The following is a 21547-nucleotide window of genomic DNA, read 5'->3' on the forward strand; positions in this document are numbered from 1 at the left end:
ATAAACTGAGATCACGATCACGCAAATAAAGCACATGATCTTCAGTTAAATTCAAATAATATTGAAAGATTTGCGGTCAGATTGTTAGAATAGCGAGAACTTGCACTTTACGCCCATCGTCGAGCATACATCAAAATTGCCTCCGATTTTGGGCGTCACTATTTATTTTAGCGATGTTTTTTAGCGCATCGCGCTCGCTCGATGAACATGGGGAAGGGATTTTATGCTCGCATTTATACACATTCCAAAATCGGCCGGCACATCCATTGTAAATTGGATTTCCAGAAATACGAACAATAAGGTACTCATCCTCGAACGCGATTGGTTCAGCCACACGGCCACACCCGAGGAAATGAGTGACGTAAATATAGTTTTTGGTCACTTTTCATACGACACTGCGAAATATCTAAACTATGATTCGCTGGCATTTTTCATGCGAAATCCGTTGAATCGTGTAATTTCACAAGTCGCAGATTGGCAGTACAAGCAAATCAATGCAATCGAATCAGATAATGTATCGCGCTATAGGCGAATAATTGACCCGGCACTCCCATTCGAGACCAATCTCGTCTCCCTGCTTGAATCCGAGTACGAGATGGAGCGTTTTCTCGACATTTCCAATACAGCAACCTACCAGCTTGGCGCACACGTTTACGATCGATCTATCGATATTGATTCCGCCATTTCCAGAAGCATGCACAATATCGAATGTGCAGAATTCATCGGTATTCATGAGCAGATGGCCGAAAGCCTTCACCACCTAGCGCATGTATTGAACCTTGATCCGTCAAATCCGATGGAAATGCGAAATCAAGGACGAGTGAACACAGCAAAGTTGGCGGAAACACTCAGCAAAGACACCATTAATTTGATAAAAAGGCACAACGAGGCCGATTTCTTTATTTACAATTATTCATTGGAGATTGCAAAATCAAGGCGCAAAGAAATTCGTTATTTCGACTTCTCCGCATCAAAACTCACCGAGGTCGAAAATAACGATCTGCAGCCTGCGTCTAACGTATTAGATGTTCACGAGGTAAGCGAACGCTGCACATTCAGCCAGAGATTCCTTCAAGTACTTAGTGACATTTATCACTGGAATTTAAATAGAACCAAGGTTCCCCATGTGTCCATCATCAATGGCTGTTCCGAACGCGAGCACAAGTTCTATAACGCGCTAGCAAATCCATCCAACGTTTTCATATTTCGCGAAGGCGAGCATACTTCACTCGCAAGCGTTTATGATCCGTTGGTTAACCCCATATACGGCACTCCGATCCCCACTCTTCCAGACATTTACAATACCAAATGTCAGTTGGTTGTCGTCACTGAGACCTGGGATGCCAACGCACTAAAATATGCATTGAAAAAAATAACGACCTCAGAAACAATCATTGTTCTCGGGCAAGTTATCAAAACAACCAAACCGATAAATATTACCGTTTTAAGCGAACTACTTTCGTCCAGCGAATTTGACCACGTACCGACGGCGCTTATCGACGGTAATTTATATTTAACATCAGCAAAAATTAAAATTCAGATACAGGACATTATTCGAGCAAAGCTTAATGGCCTCGAAATACTTCGCGGCAACCTATTTGGCCACATCTGCCTTATTGCATCGACCGATTACTGATCGAAAATTTAGCAATCACAGAAAATCCGCTGACAGCACTCAAAGAGTCGCCCCCTGATCGATCAAGGGGCGACTCATGATAAAACGCAATTCCACACGATTTACTTAAATGTCTGCACTCCCGTCACAACAGGATATACTACTGAAAACACCAAATTCAGAACCTTTTGCACCTCCGTTACCGGCGCATTCGACACATACAACACATCTTTGTTGTCCATCATAAAACTCTGCGAGACAAAAAACGAGTTCGGATCCTTAAGATTTATCCGATAAATGACTGGAACTTTCCCGTCAACTGTCGTTCGAATAGGCTGATTCGGCCAATTAAGCGCACTCGCATTCTCTAGACGAAAAACAAACACACCCTGAGCATCTGAACGCGAATCCTGAAGTCCACCGGAACGCGCCAACGCCTGCGCCAACGTAATTCCCTGTGCCTCGAAATTGATTTCTTCGTTCTTGCCAGTCGCCCCAAGCGACGTAAAGCTGTAGGGCTGAAATAGGGCGGTAACGACATCGCCGGCACGTAACGGAACATTTTCTCGGGGATTACGAATTACTGTCTCCATAGGCAGTGACGCCACTGTGTTACCGCGTGTCACCTGGAGCGTAATTTTGTCCACAGGCTGCCGCACGCCCCCCGCCGCTGCAAGTGCATCCAGCAATCGCTCACCACGTGCGCTCAGTTGCATACGTGTACTTCCCACGACATCACCGACGACCGTGACATAGGAGGTTTCGTTCTTTGCCAACCGCACAAGAACCTGCGGGTCATGCGCCTTGTTTTTTAGTTGACCAACTATGTAGTTTTGCAATTGTGTCGGCGTGCGACCTGCAGCTTTGATCGGTCCGACGAATGGCACATTGATGGTTCCATCTCCGTCGACCACCTGTGCTGGCAGCGTCGTTCCGCGTGCACCGCTCGGTGTACCTGCAATCGCAGTCTCCACAACATTGCCGCCAAACAAAGTCGCAGGTGGCGCCTCCCAGATCGAAATTTCCACGGCGTCGCCAACACCAAGTTGCTGACGGAACGCGGTGTCATTGCCAAGTATCGACGAAAAATCCGTGGTACCACGCTCGGCGTAGAGCTTTCGTGCCACTGCATCGGTTACATCGACAATCTGAATTCCTTCAGGATTGCTCTGCGCGGCGGCATTGCTGATCTGGGAGCGACTTGGCCCCGATGTTGGGACCATTGAACAAGCGCTAAGCCCTACCACGCCACCAACAATAATGGTCACCCACGCGCTGCGGTATAAAATTGACATTCTTTGTTGATCCAATCCGGTCATTCAATCGCGGCATGGATTGTCGCACGATGTAGAATGAAATACGCGCTTTATCGACGCGGACCTCAAACTTCCCGCCGTCGAAACGCACGGCACGTAACAGTGCCGACCACAAAAATACTGCACGCGTGTTAAACATCTTCCTCGACATCTCCCGCCTGCTTTCCCGTCTGGCCAACGGCCTTCACCCGACAGGGGTGGATCGTGTCAGCCTTGCGTACGTTGAGCGATACCATTCTCAGGCCCGCGCGATTCTGAGTGAACTCGGCTACTCCAAAACGCTTACCCGAAACGATTCCGAACGCGCATTCAGCCTGCTCCTCGGACCGATGCCCAGTCGCACTGCCATCCGAACTCTGGTTGCGCGCAGCGTCTTGACTCCGCATCGAGAACGTTTCGAACGGGCGGTACTGTTGCACACCAGTCACAATGGTATGGAACATCTTCGCTATTATCGTGCGCTGCAACGCCGCAACATCCGTTCGGTTTTCATGGTGCACGACCTGATTCCGCTCACACACGCCGAATATTGCCGCCCGGGCATCGACGAGGCACATCAACGGCGCATACATACGGCATTGCGTCATGCGGACGGCTTGATAGCAAATTCTCAAGACACTCTTGATGCATTGAACACGGAGGCGCGCCGCGCAGATCTGCCCTTGCCGCCCAGCGTTGTCGCCCGCCTCGCACCGGGCATCACCTCCCGCGCGCACGCGTCGCGCCCGCTCGAGCATCCGTATTTCGTGATGCTCGGTACGATTGAACCACGCAAGAATCATTGGTTTATGTTGCACATCTGGCGACGGCTCGTCGAAACACTCGGCGAACATGCGCCCAAACTCGTCGTGATTGGCCGCCGCGGGTGGGAATGCGAGAACGTCGTGGACATGCTGGAACGCTGCGAACCGATTCGCGGCGCGGTAATTGAAGAGACCGACTGTACGGACGAGCGCCTGCGTGCATGGTTACTACATGCGCGCGCACTGTTGTTTCCGTCCTTTGCTGAAGGCTACGGGATGCCGCTCGTCGAGGCGCTAACGCTTGGCGTCCCCGTGTTAGCCAGCGACCTTCGCGTGTTTCATGAGATCGCGGGAGATATTCCTGACTATCTTGATCCGCTCGACGGCCCAGGTTGGCTTGCACGCATCCACGCATTCGCACACCCTGATAGCGCAGACCGTACGGCCCAGTTGGCACGCATAGCTCACTTCCAAGTCCCGACGTGGCAGACACACTTTGATCACGTCGATCAGTTTCTGGAAACCCTCGTCCCGTGAACGCAAGCACGCCCACCCCCCCTCGCGTCTCTACTCGCGTTTGGCCGAATGGCATCATGCCACGCGAAAAAGGACCCGTGCTCTCGTGGTTCACCGCTCCCCTCGAGTCGCAAACTGCAGAAGCGTGGATTAATTGCATCGATGCCGAACACGAGACTTCACCAGCAATCGGCACCGCATTGGATACCGTGCGACTCATGAAACGATTCCGTGCTGCCAATGCATTCGATCCACCGAGTTGCGCAGCGCGCGTTCCGCCCGGCTTGCGCGAGCGCAGCACTGCGCAACGCGTGCTGGTGCTCGACGAACCCGCGTCGGTTTATTTGCAAGCACCACGCAAGGAAAGGGAACGACAGTTTGCCCGAATGCTCAATACCGTACGTATTGAGCAACCAGAAGCAGAAATTTGGTTCGCACGTAGCCGTATGCAGGACTCGGTAGAATGGCTTTCGTCAACTCATCCGGAAATCCTCACCTCAAAATGGCACATCGGCACCAACGAATCACTCTGCGCTTCCCTCCCGTATTTCAACCACGTCTATACACTCTCTGCGGTTGAAGGCATGCAAGCGTTGCTTTGCGGCGTAGCTGTACACGTATTCGGTTCGCCGTGCTACGCCGGCTGGGGACTGACACACGACAACGTGCCCCAACCAGCAAGGCGATCGCGCGCGACGCTGGAGTCATTGTTCGAAGCTTTGTTCATGCGGCTTTCCCGCCACCGCACCCCTGTTGGAACGACATCGGACTCTCTTGAAGCGCTCCTCGATACGATCGAGGCTCATCGCACGACCGTACTTCGCTTCGCCGATCTACGCCATGTGGCGGGCATCCGCTTTCAGTGGTGGAAACGCCCATTCGCTACCCCCTTCCTGACCGCAGGAGGCGGAACCCTACGCTGGATCAACGATGCAGGAAGGCTTCGCGAAGGCGAACATGCCGCATTCTGGGGCGCACGCAATACGGAAGAACTACCGCCCAACGCGTCGACGGTGCGCATCGAGGATGGTTTTCTGCATTCGACCGGACTCGGTTCCGACCATGTCGCACCGTACAGCCAAATTATCGATCGTCGCGGTCTTTATTTCGATCCAAGCCGCCCAAGCGACCTGACAGTAATCCTGAATGGAGTAGATTTCGGCGAAGCCGAACTCGCACGGGCTTGTACGTTACGCGAAGAAATCGTGCGACTGGGTTTGACAAAGTACAATCTCGGACGGCGTAAGCCGGCTTGGCGTGTGCCGACGGACAAACGCGTAGTACTCGTACCAGGACAAGTCGCAGACGATGCATCAATCCGCCTCGGAACACGAGGCATCACGACGGCCGAAGATTTACTCCGAACCGTTCGTGCCCAGCGCCCGGACGCATTTATTGTCTACAAACCTCACCCTGACGTCCTATCAGGTAATCGTCGCGGGTTACTTGAAGCGTCAGCTTTAGCCGATGTGATGGAGCAGGATTCGGATCTAATTTCGCTGATCGAGATAGCCGATGAAGTGCATACACTTTCCTCGCTCTCGGGTTTTGAGGCTCTGATTCGGCGAAAAACCGTGTACACATATGGCCTTCCATTTTATGCTGGTTGGGGGTTGACACACGATGCACTGACACTGCCATGGCGCGAACGCAAGCTCTCGCTCGACATGCTGACGGCCGGCGTATTGTTGAGATATCCGATCTACTGGGATTGGGCCCTCCAACTGTTTACGTCTCCCGAGATCATTATTCAAAAACTAGCTAAACCTGCGCAGCGACCACTCATGAAAATTCGTGGCAACCGTTTGCGCCCACTTCTGAAAGCCATTCGCTGGAGTAAGAATGGGATCCAGCACCTCGCATGGCGCTACAGGAAATAACGAGCACTCGGTCAATGATGGCAACCATGTCGTCCGACACAGCGACGAATCGATCTCAGCCAATAGCTTTTATACGATGGTATGAGTGTGAGAAAATAAGACACCTCTTTTAAATTTGCGATCTTCCATTAACACATACACTACGCCATCGGTATCGACGATATTTTTTCTTGTAATTTGCTAGACGTAGTCAAGACATTGGCGCACTTCAGTGTGCGCTTTACATCGGCAATTCGGAACCTTTCTCCATGAACATTCATCCGGTTATTCTGTGTGGCGGCAGCGGCACCCGCCTTTGGCCAATGTCGCGCGGCGGCTATCCGAAGCAATACCTGAAGCTGACGGGCGATCAGACTCTCGTCCAGCAGACAGCGTCCCGCCTTCAACACATTCCCGGCGCTGCGGCCCCCATCGTCGTCACCAACAACGAACAACGCTTCCTGGTCGCGGAACAGCTCCGCCAGGTCAACATCACTCCGTCATCGATCGTGCTCGAGCCGGTAGGTCGCAACACCGCGCCCGCAATCGCGATCGCCGCGCTGCTCGCTCTGCACGAATCCCCCGACGCACTGCTGCTGGTACTGCCGTCGGACCATGTCATCCTCAACGAGCCCGCATTCATCGCTGCGGCCAATGAGGCGGCGACCATCGCAGCAGATCAGCACCTTGTCACGTTCGGCATCACGCCGACGGAAGCGCACACCGGCTTCGGCTACATCCGCCGTGGCCCGGCCATCGCAGACGGCAAGCAGGTCTATAAGGTTGACGCGTTTGTCGAAAAGCCCGACGCACCGACGGCCGAGCGCTTCCTCAACGACGGCAACTACTACTGGAACAGCGGCATGTTCATGCTGAAGGCGTCCACGTACATGGAGGAGCTGCATCGCCATGCACCGGAAATCGCCCGCCACGCAGAACTCGCGTTCGAATCCGCCAAGCGGGATAACGACTTTCTCCGTCTCGACGCCGAAGCGTTCGCAGCCTGCCCGAATGTCTCGATCGACTACGCGGTAATGGAGAAGACCGAACGCGCAGCCGTCGTCGCGGCGGCCGACCTCGGCTGGAACGATATCGGGTCGTGGAGTGCGCTTGCAGATATCGCAGACGCCGACGATCAAGGCAACGCACTGATCGGCGACATCTTCACAGACTCGGTAAAGAACTCGTATATCCGCGCAGAGCACCGGATGGTTGCCGCCCTCGGCCTCGACAACATCGTGATCGTGGAAACCGCCGATGCCGTGCTGGTCGCCCATCGTGACAAGACCCAGGACGTCAAGAAAATCGTCGAATGGCTCAACGCCTCAGGCCGCCACGAATCGGTCACGCACCGCCGCGTCATCCGCCCGTGGGGCTCGTACGAAGGCATCGACCAGGGCGACCGCTTTCAGGTCAAACGCATCATCGTGAATCCCGGCGCACAGTTGAGCCTGCAGATGCACCACCACCGCGCGGAACACTGGATCGTCGTCAAGGGCACGGCAATGGTCACGAACGGCGACAAGGAAATCATGCTGACCGAGAACCAGTCGACCTACATCCCGCTCGGCGCGACCCACCGGCTGACGAACCCCGGCAAAATCCCGCTCGAACTGATCGAAGTCCAGTCCGGCGCGTACCTCGGCGAGGACGACATCGTCCGCTTCGAAGACACCTACGGCCGCGCAGCGTCGTAATCACCGCAAAATCCGGCTCGCGCGCCGCACACGGCCGCGATCCCGATACGCCTCCAAAACGGGCAGCACGCACCCGCGTCCTGCCCGTTTTCCATTACGTCAAGCAGTGTCAGACAGGTTGCCGCCCCTCCCGGCTCAGGTTATAAAAGCGCCACCCACCCGGTGCATGCGCCGCCCTTTCTACCCTTGACTTCGGAGAACGCATGATCGATCTCGCCACCGCCCAGCAATTCCTGATGACCCGCGGCCTCGACTTCGGCCTCAACCTCCTCGCCGCGATCGTCTTGTGGTTCGTCGGCCGCTGGGCGATCCGCATCGGTACCCGCCTGCTCGGCAAGGTCGTGCGCCGCAGCGGCAAGGTCGACCCGACACTCACCGACTACCTGACCTCCGTCGTCGGCGTGCTGCTGACGATCCTGCTGATCCTCGCGATCCTGCAGATCTTCGGCGTGCAGACCACCTCGTTCGCCGCGCTGCTCGCCGGCCTCGGCCTCGCGATCGGTACCGCCTGGGGCGGCCTGCTCGCACATTTCGCCGCAGGCGTGTTCATGCAGGTGCTGCGTCCGTTCAAGATCGGCGACGTGATCAGCGCGGGCGGCGTCACGGGCACGGTCAAGGAGCTCGGCCTGTTCGGCACGACGATCGTCACGCCGGACAACATCGTGACGATCGTCGGCAACAACAAGATCTTCTCGGACAACATCGCCAACTACAGCGCAACGTCGTATCGTCGCGTCGACCTGACCGCGAAGATCGCGAACGGCGTCGATGCCGTCGACGCGATCAACCGCCTGAAAGCGTCGATCCAGCAGATCCCGAACGTGCTGACCAGCCCGGCGCCGGACGTCGGCGTGCTTCAGTTCACGCCGGAAGGGCCGCTGCTGTTCGTGCGCCCGTCCACGCAGCCTGAAAACTACTGGCAGGTGTACTGCGACACCAACCGCGTGATCCTCGAAACGTTCCGCGACGCGCAATACCCGACGCCCGAAACGCCGCTCTTGCATCGCAGCGCATGACGGCGGCACCGGACGAAAAAAAAGCGTGGCACCCGCCACGCTTTTTTATTGCCTGAAACCGAAACGTCCGGGCTTACCGCCCGCCCGTCTTCTGCGCGTTATCCGACTGCTTCCCGCGCACCAGCTTCCACACCGCGCCGAGCGCGACCGGCACGATCGCCGCACCGATACCGACCAGCACGATCACGTTCAGGTACTGGCGGATGAACGGGATGTTGCCGAAGAAATACCCGAGCAGCACGAGCAGCAGCACCCACACCAGCGCACCGATCACGTTGAAGAGCTGGAAGCGCGCGACGCTCATCGACGACGCGCCCGCGACGAACGGCGCGAACGTACGCACGACCGGGATGAAGCGCGCGAGCACGATCGTCTTGCCGCCGTGCTTGTCGTAGAACGAGTGGGTCTTCTGCAGCGCGGCGCGGTCAAGGAAGCGCTCGAGCACCGGGATATGCGTATTGAACACCTTCGGGCCGACCCAGCGGCCGATCAGGTAGTTCACGGTGTTGCCGGCGATCGCCGCGACGAGCAGCAGCACGATCAGCGCGCCGACGTTCATTTCGCCCGTCGCCGCGAACGCGCCGCCGATGAACAGCAGCGAATCGCCCGGCAGGAACGGGAACACGACGAGCCCCGTCTCGCAGAACACGATCAGGAACAGCACGAGATAGACCCACGCGCCGTACTGCCGGATGAAATCGCCGAGGAAGGCGTCGATATGCAGGACAAGGTTGACGAAATGAAGCAGCGTATCCAAATGCGATTCCTCGAAGGCGATAGGGCCGGAACGGCCGAAACAGGCCAGACTTGGCGGAAGCGCCCGCCGGCCAAGGCGGCGCGCGAAACGGAGCCATGATACCGAAACTACCTTAAGGCTCCGTGAAAAAACGTAACGCTCCGCCGCCCCGGCACGCATCCGCCGCCTCGCTATAATTCGGCCATGTCCGAAATCACCGAAACGGCCGCGGGCGACACGCCCGCCCCTGCTCCGCGCCCGCTGCGCGCGATCCAGCCCCTGCCCGACCAGCTGATCAGCCAGATCGCCGCCGGCGAGGTCGTCGAACGTCCGGCGTCGGTCGTCAAGGAGCTGCTGGAGAACGCGATGGACGCCGGCGCCACGACGCTGCGCATCGTGCTGGAAGAAGGCGGCGTCAAGCGCATCTCGATCACCGACGACGGCTGCGGGATTCCGCCCGACGAGCTGGCGCTCGCGCTGATGCGCCATGCGACCAGCAAGATCCGCTCGCTCGAGGAGCTCGAGGCGGTCGCCACGCTGGGTTTCCGCGGCGAAGCGCTCGCGTCGATCGCGTCGGTGGCCGAGATGTCGATCACGAGCCGGACGGCCGATGCCGCGCATGCGATGAAGATCGACGCGCAGACGGGCGTGCTGTCGCCCGCCGCCGGCGCGACCGGCACGACGATCGAGGTGCGCGAGCTGTACTTCAACACGCCCGCGCGGCGCAAGTTCCTGAAGAGCGAGCAGACCGAGTTCGGCCACTGCCTGGAAATGATCCGCCGCGCGGCGCTCGCGCGGCCGGACGTCGCGATCTCGGTGCTGCACAATGGCAAGGCCGTCGAGCACTGGAATGCGACCGAGCCCGCGCAGCGCGTCGCGAAGATCCTCGGCGACGGCTTCGCGACCGCGCACCTGCCGCTCGACGAACAGGCCGGCCCGCTCGCCGTCTACGGCTGCGCAGGCCTGCCGACCGCAAGCCGCGGGCGCGCCGACCAGCAATATTTCTTCGTGAACGGCCGCTTCGTGCGCGACAAGCTGCTGACGCACGCGGTGCGCGCGGCCTATGAGGACGTGCTGCACGGCGACCGCTACCCGTCGTACGTGCTGTTTCTCGACCTGCCGCCGGAAGCCGTCGACGTGAACGTGCATCCATCGAAGATCGAAGTGCGGTTCCGCGATTCGCGCTCGATCCACCAGTACGTGTTCCATGCAGTCCAGCGCGCGCTCGCGCGCCATGCGGGCGCGTCGCCGGAAACCACGGCGGGCGGCCATGCTGCGCATATCGAACCGGCTCCGCGCGGGCCGTCGTCGTTCCTGGACACGCCGCTCGGGCAGAGCCAGGGCCACGCGACCGGCGGCACGGGTGGCACGGGCGGCAGCGGCTTCTCGTCGCCGTCGTCCTCGTCGGCAGGCAATACCTGGATGCGCCAGGCGCGGATGACGCAGGGCACGCTGCCCGTCGCGCAGCCGCTCGCGCTCTACGACGCGATGTTCGGCCGCAAGGATAGCGGCGCCGGCACGCCGGACGGCACGACCACCATTGCGCGCGACTCGGCCGACACGCCGCTCGCACCGCTGCCCGGCTTCACTGTATCGCCGATCGCCGCCACCGCGCACGACGAGCAGCCGCTCGGCTTCGCGCTCGGCCAGATCCACGGCATTTACGTGCTCGCGCAGAACGCGCACGGGCTCGTGATCGTCGACATGCACGCGGCACACGAGCGGATCCTGTACGAACAGTTCAAGAACGCGCTCGCCGACCGCTCGGTCGCCGTGCAGGCGCTGCTGCTGCCGATCTCGATGACAGCCACGCCGGTCGAAATCGGCACGGTCGAGGAAGAGCGCGACACGCTCGAGTCGCTCGGCTTCGACCTGGCGGTACTGTCACCGACGACGCTCGCGATCCGCGCGGTCCCGGCGCTGCTGAAGGATGCCGACCTGCAGTCGCTCGCGCGCGCGGTGCTCGCCGACCTGCACGCGTTCGGCGGCTCGCGCGTGCTTACCGAGCGCCAGCACGAGCTGCTCGGCACGCTCGCCTGCCACCACGCGGTGCGCGCGAACCGGCGGCTGACGCTCGACGAGATGAACGCGCTGCTGCGGCAGATGGAGGCGACCGAACGCGCGGACCAGTGCAATCACGGCCGGCCGACGTGGTATCAGCTCACGCTGAACGATCTCGACCGCCTGTTCATGCGCGGACAATGAGCGCTTCAACGCAGTCCTCTCCGACGACGATCGCCTGCCTGCTCGGCCCCACCGCCTCGGGCAAGACGGCCGCGGCGCTGGCACTCGCCGCGCGCCGCCCGATCGAGATCGTCAGCGTCGATTCGGCGCTCGTCTACCGCGACATGGATATCGGCACCGCGAAGCCTTCGCGCGAAGAGCGCGCGCGCGTGCCGCACCACCTGATCGACATCATCGATCCGGCCGACGCGTATTCGGCCGCGAGTTTCCGCGCCGACACGCTGCGCCTGATCGGCGAGATCGCCGCGCGCGGCCGCACGCCGCTGCTCGCGGGCGGCACGATGCTGTACTACAAGGCATTGACGCAGGGGCTCAACGACCTGCCCGGCGCCGATCCGGACGTGCGTGCGACCCTCGATGCGGAAGCCGCGCGCGATGGCTGGCCCGCGTTGCACGCGCGACTCGCGCAGGTCGATCCCGACACGGCCGCGCGGCTCGCGCCGAACGATTCGCAACGGATCCAGCGGGCGCTCGAAGTGTTCATGCTGAGCGGGCAGCCGATATCGGTACTGCTCGCCGCCCCGCGACGCAACGACGATGCGGCCGCCGCTTACCGCTTCGTGCCGGTCGCGCTCGAGCCGTCCGATCGCGCGGTACTGCACGCACGGATCGCACAGCGCTTCGATGCGATGCTCGACGCGGGCTTCATCGACGAAGTCGAGCGGCTGCGCCGTCGCGAGGACCTCCATCCCGACTTGCCGTCGATGCGCTGCGTCGGCTACCGGCAGGCTTGGGAATTCCTCGACGGCGACACCGACTACCGGACGATGCGCGACAAGGGCATCTTCGCGACGCGCCAGCTCTGCAAGCGCCAGATCACCTGGCTGCGCGCGATGCCGGAGCGGATCGTCGTCGACTGCATCGCGCCGGACGCCACGGCCCGCGCGCTCGACGCGCTCGAACGCGTGCTCGACGGCGGCACGCCGGCCTGACCGTCAGCCGCGCGCGCGTGCTGCCACGCGCGCGCGGGCGCCGTCGACGATCAGCGCGACGCCGCGCTCGAACGCTTCGTCGCCGCCGCGCGCGCGCAGCGCGGCCCAGCCCTTGGCGAGCAACGGAAACTCGGCCGCGTCCGGCAGCGGCGCATCGGCCTCGCCTTCGGGTTCCGCCTGTTCCTCCAGCACCCATCCAACCACGAAGCGGCCCAGCGCATACATCACGTCGACCGCCTCGTCCGGCGCGAAACCCGCTTCGCCGAGCAGCGCGACCTTGCGTTCGATCGAACTGAAATGCAACGCCCGTGGCCGGGTACCGGCATGCAGGCGCGCGCCGTCGCGATAAGCCAGCAGCGCGCGGCGGAAACTGCGTGCGTTGTCGAGAAGCCACGCATCCCACGCCTCGCCCGGCCGCGGCAGCGACGCATCGTGCCGCTCGAGCATGATCGCCTCGGCCATCGCGTCGAGCAGTTCGGCCTTGTTCCGGAAATGCCAGTAAAGCGTCGGCGACTGTACGCCGAGCCGCTCGGCGAGCCGCCGCGTCGACAGCCCATCGATGCCGACTTCATCGAGCAGGTCGAGCGCCGCGCGCAGTACCGTGTCGCGCGTCAGCCGCGCCCCTGTGTCCTTCATCTCTATCACCGATAGGGAAAGTTGTGGAATAATCGCCACTCTATCACCGATAGAGTTACACCCTTGAATCCGTCCCTGATTGCCATTCTGGCCACGGTCCTGCTCGACGCGATCGGCGTCGGGATCGTGATGCCGATCCTCCCCGGGCTCCTGCGCTCGCTCGCCGATGCGGGCAGCACCGACACCCACTACGGGATCCTGCTCGCGCTGTACGCGTTCGCGCAGTTCCTGTGTGCACCGCTGCTCGGCGCGCTGAGCGACCGCGTCGGCCGCCGGCCCGTACTGCTCGTGTCGCTCGCGGGCGCCGCGCTCGACTACCTGCTGATGGCGCTCGCGCCGACGCTCGCCTGGCTCTACGTCGGGCGGCTGATCGCGGGCATCACCGGCGCGAACGTCGCGGTCGCGACTGCATACGTCACCGACGTCACGGCCGAACCCGACCGCGCACGACGCTTCGGCCAGCTCGGCGCGATGATGGGCATCGGCTTCATCGCGGGCCCGTTGATCGGCGGCCTGCTCGGCGCGCTGCATGTGCGCGCGCCGTTCGTCGCGGCCGCCGTGCTCAACGCACTCAACCTCGTGCTCGTCTGGCGCGCGCTGCCGGAATCGCGGCCGCGTTCGGCCCGCGAAGGCCAAACGGCCTGCGCGCTCAACCCGTTCGCCAGCCTGCGCCGGCTGACCGGCTCACCGGCGCTCGTGCCGCTGATCGGCATTTACGTGATCGTGGCGCTGGTGTCGCAGGCGCCCGCCACGCTGTGGATCCTGTACGGCCAGGAACATTTCGGGTGGTCGACACCGATCGCGGGGCTGTCGCTGGCGGGCTACGGTGCGTGTCACGCGCTCGCACAGGCTTTCGCGATCGGGCCGCTGATCGCGCGGCTCGGCGAGCGCCGCGCGCTCGCACTGGGCCTCGCGGGCGACGCGCTCGGGCTCGTGGCGATTGCGTTCGCGACCGCCGCGTGGGTGCCGTTCGCGCTGCTGCCGCTGTTCGCGGCGGGCGGCATGACGCTGCCGGCGCTGCAGGCGATGCTCGCGCGGCAGGTCGACGATGCGCGCCAGGGTGAATTGCAAGGCGCGCTCGCGAGCGTGGCGAGCCTGATCGGTGTCGCGGGGCCGCTGGTCGTCACCGCAACCTATGCGGCGACACGCGCGACCTGGCCGGGGCTCGTCTGGGCCGCGGCCGCGCTGCTTTATCTGCTCGTCCCGCCGTTGCTGGCCGGTGCCCGGCCAGCGGGCGCGGCGCGGCCGTCCGCCTGAGCGCCGGCCGGCACCGTCACGCCCGCCGTCGTGCTCAATGCGCGAGCGTCACGAGATTGGCATCGCGGACGAGCTGCCAGCGGCCGTCGGCCTTGCGGAAGATCGTCAGCGTATGGCCCGAACGGCGGATCGTCTCGCCGCCCGGCGGAGTCGCCTCGATCTCGATGAAATTGCGCATGTACGCCCAGTCGCCCAGCACGCGCAGTTCGTCGATCCGGTAACGGCCGTCGATCGTCGGCGCAGGCCCGCCCCCGGCGTTCGCGTCACGCGATGCGGCCGCAAACGCCGCCTTGTCGAACGGCGGCCTGCCGGCCACCATGAAGATCGCGTCGTCGGCGATCAGGTCGAGCACGGTCGCCAGGTCGCCGCGGCGGCTCGATACGAACCAGTTGTCCACGAGCTCACGGATCGCGCGTTCGTCTTCGGTCATCGTCGCTCCTCCTTCAGCGGCGCGCGCCCGTACGCCGCGCGGCGCCCGAAAAAAAAGCCGCCCGGATCGACTCCGGGCGGCTTTCCTTGCTGCATCTGCTGCGGCCGTGCGTCAGACCACGACGGTCTGCGCCTCGCCTTCGCGGGTCGCACGGACGGTGCCGATCTTCCACACCTGTTCGCCGGCGGCGGTCAGGTCGGCGATCGCTGCGTCGGCATCGGCCGCCGAAACGATCACGGCCATGCCGATCCCGCAGTTGAACACGCGGTGCATTTCCGCGTCGGCAACGCCGCCGTGCTCCTGCAGCCACTTGAACAGCGGCGGCAGCGGCCACGCGTTCTGGTCGAGCTCGGCGGTGAGGCCTTCGCGCAGCACGCGCGGAATGTTCTCGACGAGGCCGCCGCCGGTGATGTGCGCCATGCCCTTCACCGACAGCTTCTGCATCAGCGCGAGCAGCGGCTTCACGTAGATGCGCGTGGGCGCCATCAGCGCGTCGGCGAGCGAACGGCCGTGGAAATCGGCCGACAGGTCGGGGTTCGCGCGCTCGATGATCTTGCGCACGAGCGAGAAGCCGTTCGAGTGGATGCCGCTCGATGCGAGGCCCAGCACCACGTCGCCCTCGGCGATCGTGCTGCCGTCGATGATCTTGCTCTTCTCGACCGCGCCGACCGCGAAGCCGGCCAGGTCGTATTCGCCGTCCGGGTACATGCCCGGCATTTCGGCCGTTTCACCGCCGATCAGCGCGCAGCCGGACAGTTCGCAACCCTGCGCGATGCCCTTGACGACCGTTGCCGCGGTATCGACGTCGAGCTTGCCGCACGCGAAGTAGTCGAGGAAGAACAGCGGCTCGGCGCCCTGCACGAGGATGTCGTTCACGCTCATCGCGACGAGATCCTGGCCGACGGTGTCGTGTTTGTTCAGATGAAAGGCCAGCTTGAGCTTGGTGCCCACGCCGTCGGTGCCCGACACGAGCACGGGCTCCTTGTACTTCTTCGGTACTTCGAACAGCGCGCCGAACCCGCCGATGCCGCCGAGCACGCCGTCGCGCAGGGTTTTCTTCGCAAAAGGCTTGATCTTGTCGATGAGCGCGTCGCCCGCGTCGATGTCGACGCCTGCGTCGCGATAGGACAGACCTTGGGCGTCGGGAGCGGATTTCGGAGGATTCATGGGGGAATGCGAGAAGGTCGGTAAAATGCGATTTTACCCGAAGCCGGCCCGTTGGCCGGAATTCCCAGCACCGAATCGTCAGGGATTGCATCTTGGTCAACACGTCCCCGTTTTCATCGCCGAGCGAACCGCGCCGAAACCGGCGTGGCGCCGTGCGTGCGGGCGCGCGTGAAGCCCGCGAAGGCGCAGTTCCCGGCGCGTGCCCGGCGTACGGCACGCGTATTTTCAACCGACCCGCATTGTGACTGTTGTGTCCCGTCAACTGACGCTCGATCTCGGCACGCCGCCGCCCGCCACGTTCGACAACTTCATCATGAACGAGGAGAACGACGAGCTCATCTCGCGCCTGCAGAAGCTCGACCTCGCGCTCGCGGCGGGCCCCGTGCCGGACCGGTCGTTCTATATCTGGGGCGAGCCCGGATGCGGCCGCACCCATCTGCTGCAGGCGCTCGTGAGCGACGCCTCGTACGGCTATGCGCGTTATCTCACACCGCAAAGCCCGCTCGGCGCGTTCACGTTCGACCCGCGCATCGGCATCTACGCGATCGACGACTGCGACCGGATGAGCGACACGCAGCAGGTCGCGCTGTTCAACCTGTTCAACGAAGTGCGCGCGCACCCGTCGAGCGCGTTCGTCGCGGCCGGCCCCGCGGCGCCGCTCGCGCTCGACGTGCGCGAGGATCTCCGCACGCGCCTCGGCTGGGGGCTCGTGTTCCACCTGTCGCCGCCGTCCGATGCCGGCAAGATCGCCGTGCTCAAGCTCGCGGCGAAGGAACGCGGGATCGCGCTCACCGACGACATCGCCGCCTACCTGCTGACCCATTTCCGCCGCGACATGCCGAGCCTGATGGCGCTGCTCGACGCGCTCGACCGCTTCTCGCTCGAGCAAAAACGCGCCGTCACGCTGCCGTTGCTGCGCCGCATGCTGGCGCGTCCCGGCGACGACATCACCCCACCGGGCACGGGCCCGAACCGCTTCGAGTAAAATGCGCTTCCATGACTAATCTGGCACTCTTTGACCTCGATCACACGCTGATCCCGACCGATAGCGACCACGAATGGGGTCGCTTCATGGTGAAGCTCGGCATCGTCGACGCGGAAAGCTTCTCGCGTCAGAACGACCAGTTCTTCGCCGACTACAAGGCCGGCAAGCTCGACATCCACGCGTACCTCACGGCGATGCTCACGCCGCTCGCGAAGTATTCGCGTGCGCAGCTCGCGCAATGGCACGAGCAGTACATGCACGAGGTGATCCGGCCCGCAATGACGCCCGCCGCGCTCGAACTCGTGCGCAAGCACCTCGATGCAGGCGACCTGTGCTGCGTCGTGACGGCGACCAACGAATTCATCACGCGCCCGATCGCCACCGCGTTCGGCGTGGACACGCTGATCGCCTGCGAGGTCGAGACGACCGACGGGCATCCCGATTCGCCGTACACGGGCCGGCCGACCGGCACGCCGAGCTATCGCGAAGGCAAGATCGTGCGGACCGAAGCGTGGCTCGCGTCGCTCGGCAAGCAATGGAGCGACTTCACGCACACCTACTTCTACAGCGACTCGCACAACGACATCCCGTTGCTCGAGAAAGTCACCGACCCGATCGCGACCAACCCTGACGACACGCTGCGCGCGCATGCAAGCAACCGCGGCTGGCGCATCCTCGATCTCTTCTGAACGTCGTGATCAAAAAATTCATTCGCAAACTGCTCGGCCAGGACGAAACCGAGCAAACCTCTCCCGCAGCGGCCCCGGCCGACGAAGCGGCCCCTGCTACCCCGCGTGCCCCGAAAGGCGCCCGCGGCGGCACGAAAAAGCCGCGCAGCAACCATGAGCCGACCGTCGTGCCGGCCAGCGTGCACGGCATCAACCCGGCACTGATCTCGAAGAATGCCGTGCGCGTGACCGACACGCTGCAGCAGGCGGGCTTCCGCGCCTTCATCGTCGGCGGTGCGGTACGCGACCTGCTGCTCGGCATCGCGCCGAAGGACTTCGACGTCGCGACCGATGCAACGCCCACCGAGGTGCAGCGCCTGTTCCGCCGCGCGCGCCTGATCGGCCGCCGCTTCCAGATCGTCCACGTGCAGTTCGGCCAGGAGCTGATCGAGGTGTCGACGTTCCGCGCGCTGGTCGATGCGCCGCCCGAGGCGGCCGCTGCCGAGCCGCCGAAGCGCCTGAAGCGCGACGAACTCGATCGCCGCACCCATGCGGTCGACGCGAGCGGCCGCGTGCTGCGCGACAACGTGTGGGGCGAGCAGCACGAAGACGCCGCACGCCGCGACTTCACGATCAACGCGATGTACTACGACCCGTCGACGCAGACGGTGCTCGACTACCACGACGGGATGGCCGACGTGCGCGCCCGCCTGTTGCGGATGATCGGCGATCCGGCCACGCGCTTCCGCGAGGATCCGGTGCGGATGCTGCGCGTCGTGCGCTTCGCGGCGAAGCTCGGTTTCGAGATCGAGCCGCACACGCGCGAGCCGATCAACGCGCTCGCCGACCTGATCAACAACGTGCCGGCCGCGCGCCTGTTCGACGAAATGCTGAAGCTGCTGCTGTCGGGCCACGCGCTCGCGTGCCTGCAGCGGCTGCGCAAGGAAGGCCTGCACCACGGGCTGCTGCCGCTGCTCGACGTCGTGCTCGAACAGCCGCAGGGCGAAAAGTTCATCACGCTCGCGCTGAACAACACCGATGCACGCGTGCGCGCCGGCAAGCCGGTTTCCCCGGGCTTCCTGTTCGCGACGCTGCTGTGGCACGACATGCGCCAGCGCTTCGAGCAATACACGGCCGAAGGCGAAATCCCGGTGCCGGCGCTCCATCGCGCGATGGACGACGTGCTCGACATGCAGACCGAGAAACTCGCGATCCACAAGCGCTACTCGGCCGACATGCGCGAGATCTGGGGCCTGCAGCTGCGCCTCGAGAAACGCTCGGGCCGCAGTGCGATGAGGCTGCTGGAACACCAAAGGTTTAGAGCGGGGTATGATTTCCTCCTGTTACGCTGCGAATCCGGCGAGCTCGATGCGGAAGTCGGACAGTGGTGGACGGATTTCATCGAAGGCGACGCGGCCGCTCGCGAGGCATTGCTCACGCAGGGCGGCTCGAAGGAAAAATCGCCCCGCAAGCGGCGCCGCCGCGGCGGTGCGCGAAACCGCAAGCCGGGTGAAGGTGCCGCCGAGCAGGCACCGGACACCTCGGGCGGTTCCGACGACTGACGCGCACGACGGCGAACGACGTAGGAAGTGATGCCATGACGGTTGCATATATCGGACTGGGGGCGAATCTCGGCGATGCGCGCCAGACCCTGAAGGACGCGGTGGTGTGCCTCGCGCAGCAGCGCACCATCTCGATCCTCGGCAAATCGAGCCTGTATCGCACGGCGCCCTTCGAAGCGGGCGGCGACGACTACTACAACTGCGTCGTCAAGCTCGACACGACGCTGTCGGCGCGCGAGCTGCTCGCGCTCTGCCAGAAGATCGAACATCACTTCGGCCGCGAGCGCCCGTATCGCAACGCGCCGCGCACGCTCGACCTCGACATCCTGCTGTTCGGCGCCGATTCGATCGACGAACCCGACCTGATCGTCCCGCATCCGCGCCTCACCGATCGCGCGTTCGCGCTCGTGCCGCTCGTGGAGATCGAGCCCGCACTCGACATTCCCGCGCGCGGCCGTGCCGATACCTTCCTCGCCGCCGTCGCGGATCAGCGTGTCGAGAAGGTGCAGACCTGCCAGTGCCTGATGCAGAAGGCGCTCGCCGCCAGCGAAGACGCCGACAAGAACCGCTGCCGATGACCCCGACACCCCTCACCGTCACTGCGCCCGACCTGCGCGCCCCGCACCGCTATCTCGTGATCGAAGGCCCGATCGGCGTCGGCAAGACGACGCTCGCGCGCCTGCTCGCCGAACGCTGGTCGATGCAGACGCTGCTCGAGCGCCCGCAGGACAACCCGTTCCTCGAACGCTTCTATCGCGATACCGCGCGCTACGCGCTGCCCGTGCAGCTGTCGTTCGCGCTGCAGCGTGCGCAGCAGGCACGCGAGCTGATCGGTGCGCTCGAAACGGGCCGCCCGGTCATCGCCGATTTCATGCCGCAGAAAAACGACATCTTCGCGCGGCTGAACCTGCCGGAAGACGAGTGGCAGCTCTACCGTTCGGTCGCCACGCACGTGGACGTGCCGCAGGCGCCGTCGCCCGACCTCGTCGTCTACCTGCAGGCGAGCCCCGAAGTGCTGTTCTCGCGCATCCAGAAGCGCGGGCTGCCGATGGAGCTGCAGATCAGCGACGCGTACCTGCGCTCGCTCGTCGACGCGTACAACGAATTCTTCTACCACTACGACCGCACGCCGGTGCTGACGGTCGCCGCGGAACACCTGAACCCGCAGGATTCCCCCGAAGATCTCGCCCTGCTGGTCGAGCGCATCGAGACGATGCGCGGCCGCAAGGAATTCTTCGTCAAGGGCGAGACGACGCGCTGACGCGTCCTCGCCTGTCGTTCCTCATCCATTCGAACCGGATTTCCCATGACCTATCTCCAGGAATCGAGCCGGCCTGCCGTCACGGTGCCCAAGCTGCAGGCAATGCGCGTCGCCGGCGAGAAGATCGCGATGCTCACCTGCTACGACGCGAGCTTTGCCGCCCTGCTCGACCGTTCGGGCGTCGACGTGCTGCTGATCGGCGATTCGCTCGGCAACGTGCTGCAGGGCCAAACGACCACGCTGCCCGTCTCGCTCGACGACATCGCGTATCACACCGCCTGTGTCGCCCGCGCGCAGCCGCGCGCGCTGGTCGTCGCCGATCTGCCGTTCGGCACGTACGGTACGCCGGCCGAGGCGTTCGCGAGTGCCGTCAAGCTGATGCGTGCCGGTGCGCAGATGGTCAAGCTCGAAGGCGGCGAATGGCTCGCCGAGACGATCCGCTTCCTCGTCGAGCGCGCGGTGCCTGTATGCGCGCACGTGGGCCTCACGCCGCAATCGGTGCACGCGTTCGGCGGCTTCAAGGTGCAAGGCAAGACCGAAGCCGGTGCTGCCCAGTTGCTGCGCGACGCGCGCGCGATCGAGGATGCGGGCGCGCAGCTCGTCGTGCTCGAAGCCGTGCCGACGCTCGTCGCCTCCGAAGTCACGCACATGCTCAAGATTCCGACGATCGGCATCGGCGCGGGCGTCGACTGCTCGGGCCAGGTGCTCGTGCTGCACGACATGCTCGGCGTGTTCCCCGGCAAGCGGCCGCGCTTCGTGAAGGATTTCATGCAGGGTCAGCCGAACATTCAGGCGGCCGTCGAAGCGTACGTGCACGCGGTGAAGGATGGTTCGTTCCCTGGGCCGGAACATTCGTTCTGACGTCCGTGGCGGGGCCTGCGGTGCGTGCGCCGATGCCTCGATGTAA

General features: G+C 62.8%; 19 protein-coding genes. 14 read left to right on the forward strand and 5 right to left on the reverse strand.

What is annotated here, in order from left to right; translation table 11 throughout:
- The first annotated feature begins 223 nt into the window (after positions 1-223).
- Positions 224-1636, forward strand: coding sequence for a sulfotransferase family 2 domain-containing protein (locus tag ACTJLD_RS18555; RefSeq protein ID WP_440659416.1), 1413 nt, complete (start codon positions 224-226; stop codon positions 1634-1636).
- A gap of 101 nt (positions 1637-1737) precedes the next feature.
- Here the strand turns inward: ACTJLD_RS18555 and ACTJLD_RS18560 are convergent, their stop codons facing one another.
- Positions 1738-2910 (reverse strand): polysaccharide biosynthesis/export family protein, encoded by a 1173-nt coding sequence (locus tag ACTJLD_RS18560; protein ID WP_081057225.1) that lies wholly within the window; start codon positions 2908-2910, stop codon positions 1738-1740.
- A gap of 149 nt (positions 2911-3059) precedes the next feature.
- On the opposite strand from ACTJLD_RS18560, the gene ACTJLD_RS18565 reads away from it, so the two are divergent.
- The 4 genes from ACTJLD_RS18565 (at position 3060) to ACTJLD_RS18580 (ending at position 8762) form a co-directional block, all read left to right on the forward strand.
- On the forward strand, positions 3060-4211 hold the full coding sequence (locus ACTJLD_RS18565) for a glycosyltransferase family 4 protein (RefSeq protein WP_175853416.1): 1152 nt from the start codon (positions 3060-3062) through the stop codon (positions 4209-4211).
- Between the two features lie 56 nt (positions 4212-4267).
- Positions 4268-6070 carry a capsular polysaccharide export protein, LipB/KpsS family gene (locus ACTJLD_RS18570; RefSeq protein ID WP_440659417.1) on the forward strand — a complete coding sequence of 601 codons (1803 nt, stop codon included), beginning with the start codon at positions 4268-4270 and terminating at the stop codon, positions 6068-6070.
- A 248-nt stretch (positions 6071-6318) separates the two neighbouring features.
- Positions 6319-7746: a mannose-1-phosphate guanylyltransferase/mannose-6-phosphate isomerase gene (locus ACTJLD_RS18575; RefSeq protein ID WP_175853420.1), complete on the forward strand. Its 1428-nt coding sequence runs from the start codon at positions 6319-6321 to the stop codon at positions 7744-7746.
- A 203-nt stretch (positions 7747-7949) separates the two neighbouring features.
- Complete coding sequence (locus ACTJLD_RS18580; protein ID WP_027788301.1) at positions 7950-8762, forward strand: mechanosensitive ion channel family protein; 813 nt, start codon at positions 7950-7952, stop codon at positions 8760-8762.
- 73 nt (positions 8763-8835) lie between these two features.
- On the opposite strand, the gene ACTJLD_RS18585 is transcribed toward ACTJLD_RS18580, so the two are convergent.
- The gene (locus ACTJLD_RS18585; RefSeq protein ID WP_021162200.1) at positions 8836-9519 is read right to left on the reverse strand and encodes a DedA family protein; all 684 of its coding nucleotides are present in this window, start codon (positions 9517-9519) and stop codon (positions 8836-8838) included.
- 183 nt (positions 9520-9702) lie between these two features.
- Here ACTJLD_RS18585 and mutL point away from each other — a divergent pair, with 183 nt between their 5' ends.
- Both mutL and miaA read left to right on the forward strand, forming a co-directional pair.
- A complete protein-coding gene (gene mutL / locus ACTJLD_RS18590) occupies positions 9703-11703 on the forward strand; it encodes a DNA mismatch repair endonuclease MutL (RefSeq protein WP_060193603.1) in 2001 nt (666 codons plus the stop codon).
- Positions 11700-12674: a tRNA (adenosine(37)-N6)-dimethylallyltransferase MiaA gene (gene miaA, locus ACTJLD_RS18595; protein WP_440659418.1), complete on the forward strand. Its 975-nt coding sequence runs from the start codon at positions 11700-11702 to the stop codon at positions 12672-12674. Before mutL ends, miaA begins: the two co-directional genes overlap by 4 nt.
- 3 nt (positions 12675-12677) lie before the next feature.
- On the opposite strand, the gene tetR is transcribed toward miaA, so the two are convergent.
- Positions 12678-13310 (reverse strand): tetracycline resistance transcriptional repressor TetR, encoded by a 633-nt coding sequence (gene tetR, locus ACTJLD_RS18600; RefSeq protein ID WP_060349038.1) that lies wholly within the window; start codon positions 13308-13310, stop codon positions 12678-12680.
- A gap of 63 nt (positions 13311-13373) precedes the next feature.
- Here tetR and tet point away from each other — a divergent pair, with 63 nt between their 5' ends.
- Positions 13374-14567, forward strand: a complete 1194-nt coding sequence (tet, locus tag ACTJLD_RS18605; protein ID WP_063807483.1) for a Tet(A)/Tet(B)/Tet(C) family tetracycline efflux MFS transporter — start codon at positions 13374-13376, stop codon at positions 14565-14567.
- Positions 14568-14601: 34 nt separating this feature from the next.
- Here the strand turns inward: tet and ACTJLD_RS18610 are convergent, their stop codons facing one another.
- Positions 14602-14997, reverse strand: a complete 396-nt coding sequence (locus tag ACTJLD_RS18610) for a YybH family protein (RefSeq protein ID WP_027788306.1) — start codon at positions 14995-14997, stop codon at positions 14602-14604.
- A 111-nt stretch (positions 14998-15108) separates the two neighbouring features.
- On the reverse strand, positions 15109-16164 hold the full coding sequence (purM, locus tag ACTJLD_RS18615; RefSeq protein WP_006484927.1) for a phosphoribosylformylglycinamidine cyclo-ligase: 1056 nt from the start codon (positions 16162-16164) through the stop codon (positions 15109-15111).
- A 250-nt stretch (positions 16165-16414) separates the two neighbouring features.
- Here purM and hda point away from each other — a divergent pair, with 250 nt between their 5' ends.
- Genes hda through panB form a run of 6 tightly spaced genes read left to right on the forward strand, consistent with a single transcriptional unit; the run spans position 16415 to position 21501 of the window.
- Positions 16415-17149: a DnaA regulatory inactivator Hda gene (hda, locus tag ACTJLD_RS18620; protein ID WP_006484992.1), complete on the forward strand. Its 735-nt coding sequence runs from the start codon at positions 16415-16417 to the stop codon at positions 17147-17149.
- Positions 17150-17160: 11 nt separating this feature from the next.
- Positions 17161-17838, forward strand: coding sequence for an HAD family hydrolase (locus ACTJLD_RS18625; protein ID WP_021162206.1), 678 nt, complete (start codon positions 17161-17163; stop codon positions 17836-17838).
- A 5-nt stretch (positions 17839-17843) separates the two neighbouring features.
- Entirely contained in the window at positions 17844-19379 is a 1536-nt protein-coding gene (gene pcnB / locus ACTJLD_RS18630) for a polynucleotide adenylyltransferase PcnB (RefSeq protein ID WP_060193610.1), read from the forward strand.
- Positions 19380-19414: 35 nt separating this feature from the next.
- Positions 19415-19957, forward strand: a complete 543-nt coding sequence (gene folK / locus ACTJLD_RS18635) for a 2-amino-4-hydroxy-6-hydroxymethyldihydropteridine diphosphokinase (RefSeq protein WP_059685172.1) — start codon at positions 19415-19417, stop codon at positions 19955-19957.
- Positions 19954-20640 carry a deoxynucleoside kinase gene (locus ACTJLD_RS18640; RefSeq protein ID WP_027788310.1) on the forward strand — a complete coding sequence of 229 codons (687 nt, stop codon included), beginning with the start codon at positions 19954-19956 and terminating at the stop codon, positions 20638-20640. The genes folK and ACTJLD_RS18640 overlap by 4 nt, the downstream gene beginning before the upstream one ends.
- Before the next feature lie 45 nt (positions 20641-20685).
- Positions 20686-21501: a 3-methyl-2-oxobutanoate hydroxymethyltransferase gene (panB, locus tag ACTJLD_RS18645; protein ID WP_059698828.1), complete on the forward strand. Its 816-nt coding sequence runs from the start codon at positions 20686-20688 to the stop codon at positions 21499-21501.
- The last annotated feature ends 46 nt before the right edge of the window (positions 21502-21547 follow it).

This window comes from Burkholderia sp. 22088 (genome assembly GCF_052045915.1).
In the GTDB taxonomy this organism is placed as follows: domain Bacteria; phylum Pseudomonadota; class Gammaproteobacteria; order Burkholderiales; family Burkholderiaceae; genus Burkholderia; species Burkholderia cepacia.

Bases quoted from the DNA above. Each gene is read 5' to 3' on its own strand.
- purM (WP_006484927.1), bottom strand. From the start codon at position 16,164: ATGAATCCTCCGAAATCCGCTCCCGACGCCCAAGGTCTGTCCTATCGC.
- tetR (WP_060349038.1), bottom strand. From the start codon at position 13,310: ATGAAGGACACAGGGGCGCGGCTGACGCGCGACACGGTACTGCGCGCG.
- ACTJLD_RS18560 (WP_081057225.1), bottom strand. From the start codon at position 2,910: ATGTCAATTTTATACCGCAGCGCGTGGGTGACCATTATTGTTGGTGGC.
- folK (WP_059685172.1), top strand. From the start codon at position 19,415: ATGACGGTTGCATATATCGGACTGGGGGCGAATCTCGGCGATGCGCGC.
- ACTJLD_RS18640 (WP_027788310.1), top strand. From the start codon at position 19,954: ATGACCCCGACACCCCTCACCGTCACTGCGCCCGACCTGCGCGCCCCG.
- ACTJLD_RS18575 (WP_175853420.1), top strand. From the start codon at position 6,319: ATGAACATTCATCCGGTTATTCTGTGTGGCGGCAGCGGCACCCGCCTT.
- miaA (WP_440659418.1), top strand. From the start codon at position 11,700: ATGAGCGCTTCAACGCAGTCCTCTCCGACGACGATCGCCTGCCTGCTC.
- ACTJLD_RS18625 (WP_021162206.1), top strand. From the start codon at position 17,161: ATGACTAATCTGGCACTCTTTGACCTCGATCACACGCTGATCCCGACC.
- ACTJLD_RS18570 (WP_440659417.1), top strand. From the start codon at position 4,268: ATGCCACGCGAAAAAGGACCCGTGCTCTCGTGGTTCACCGCTCCCCTC.
- mutL (WP_060193603.1), top strand. From the start codon at position 9,703: ATGTCCGAAATCACCGAAACGGCCGCGGGCGACACGCCCGCCCCTGCT.
- panB (WP_059698828.1), top strand. From the start codon at position 20,686: ATGACCTATCTCCAGGAATCGAGCCGGCCTGCCGTCACGGTGCCCAAG.
- ACTJLD_RS18580 (WP_027788301.1), top strand. From the start codon at position 7,950: ATGATCGATCTCGCCACCGCCCAGCAATTCCTGATGACCCGCGGCCTC.
- ACTJLD_RS18555 (WP_440659416.1), top strand. From the start codon at position 224: ATGCTCGCATTTATACACATTCCAAAATCGGCCGGCACATCCATTGTA.
- ACTJLD_RS18610 (WP_027788306.1), bottom strand. From the start codon at position 14,997: ATGACCGAAGACGAACGCGCGATCCGTGAGCTCGTGGACAACTGGTTC.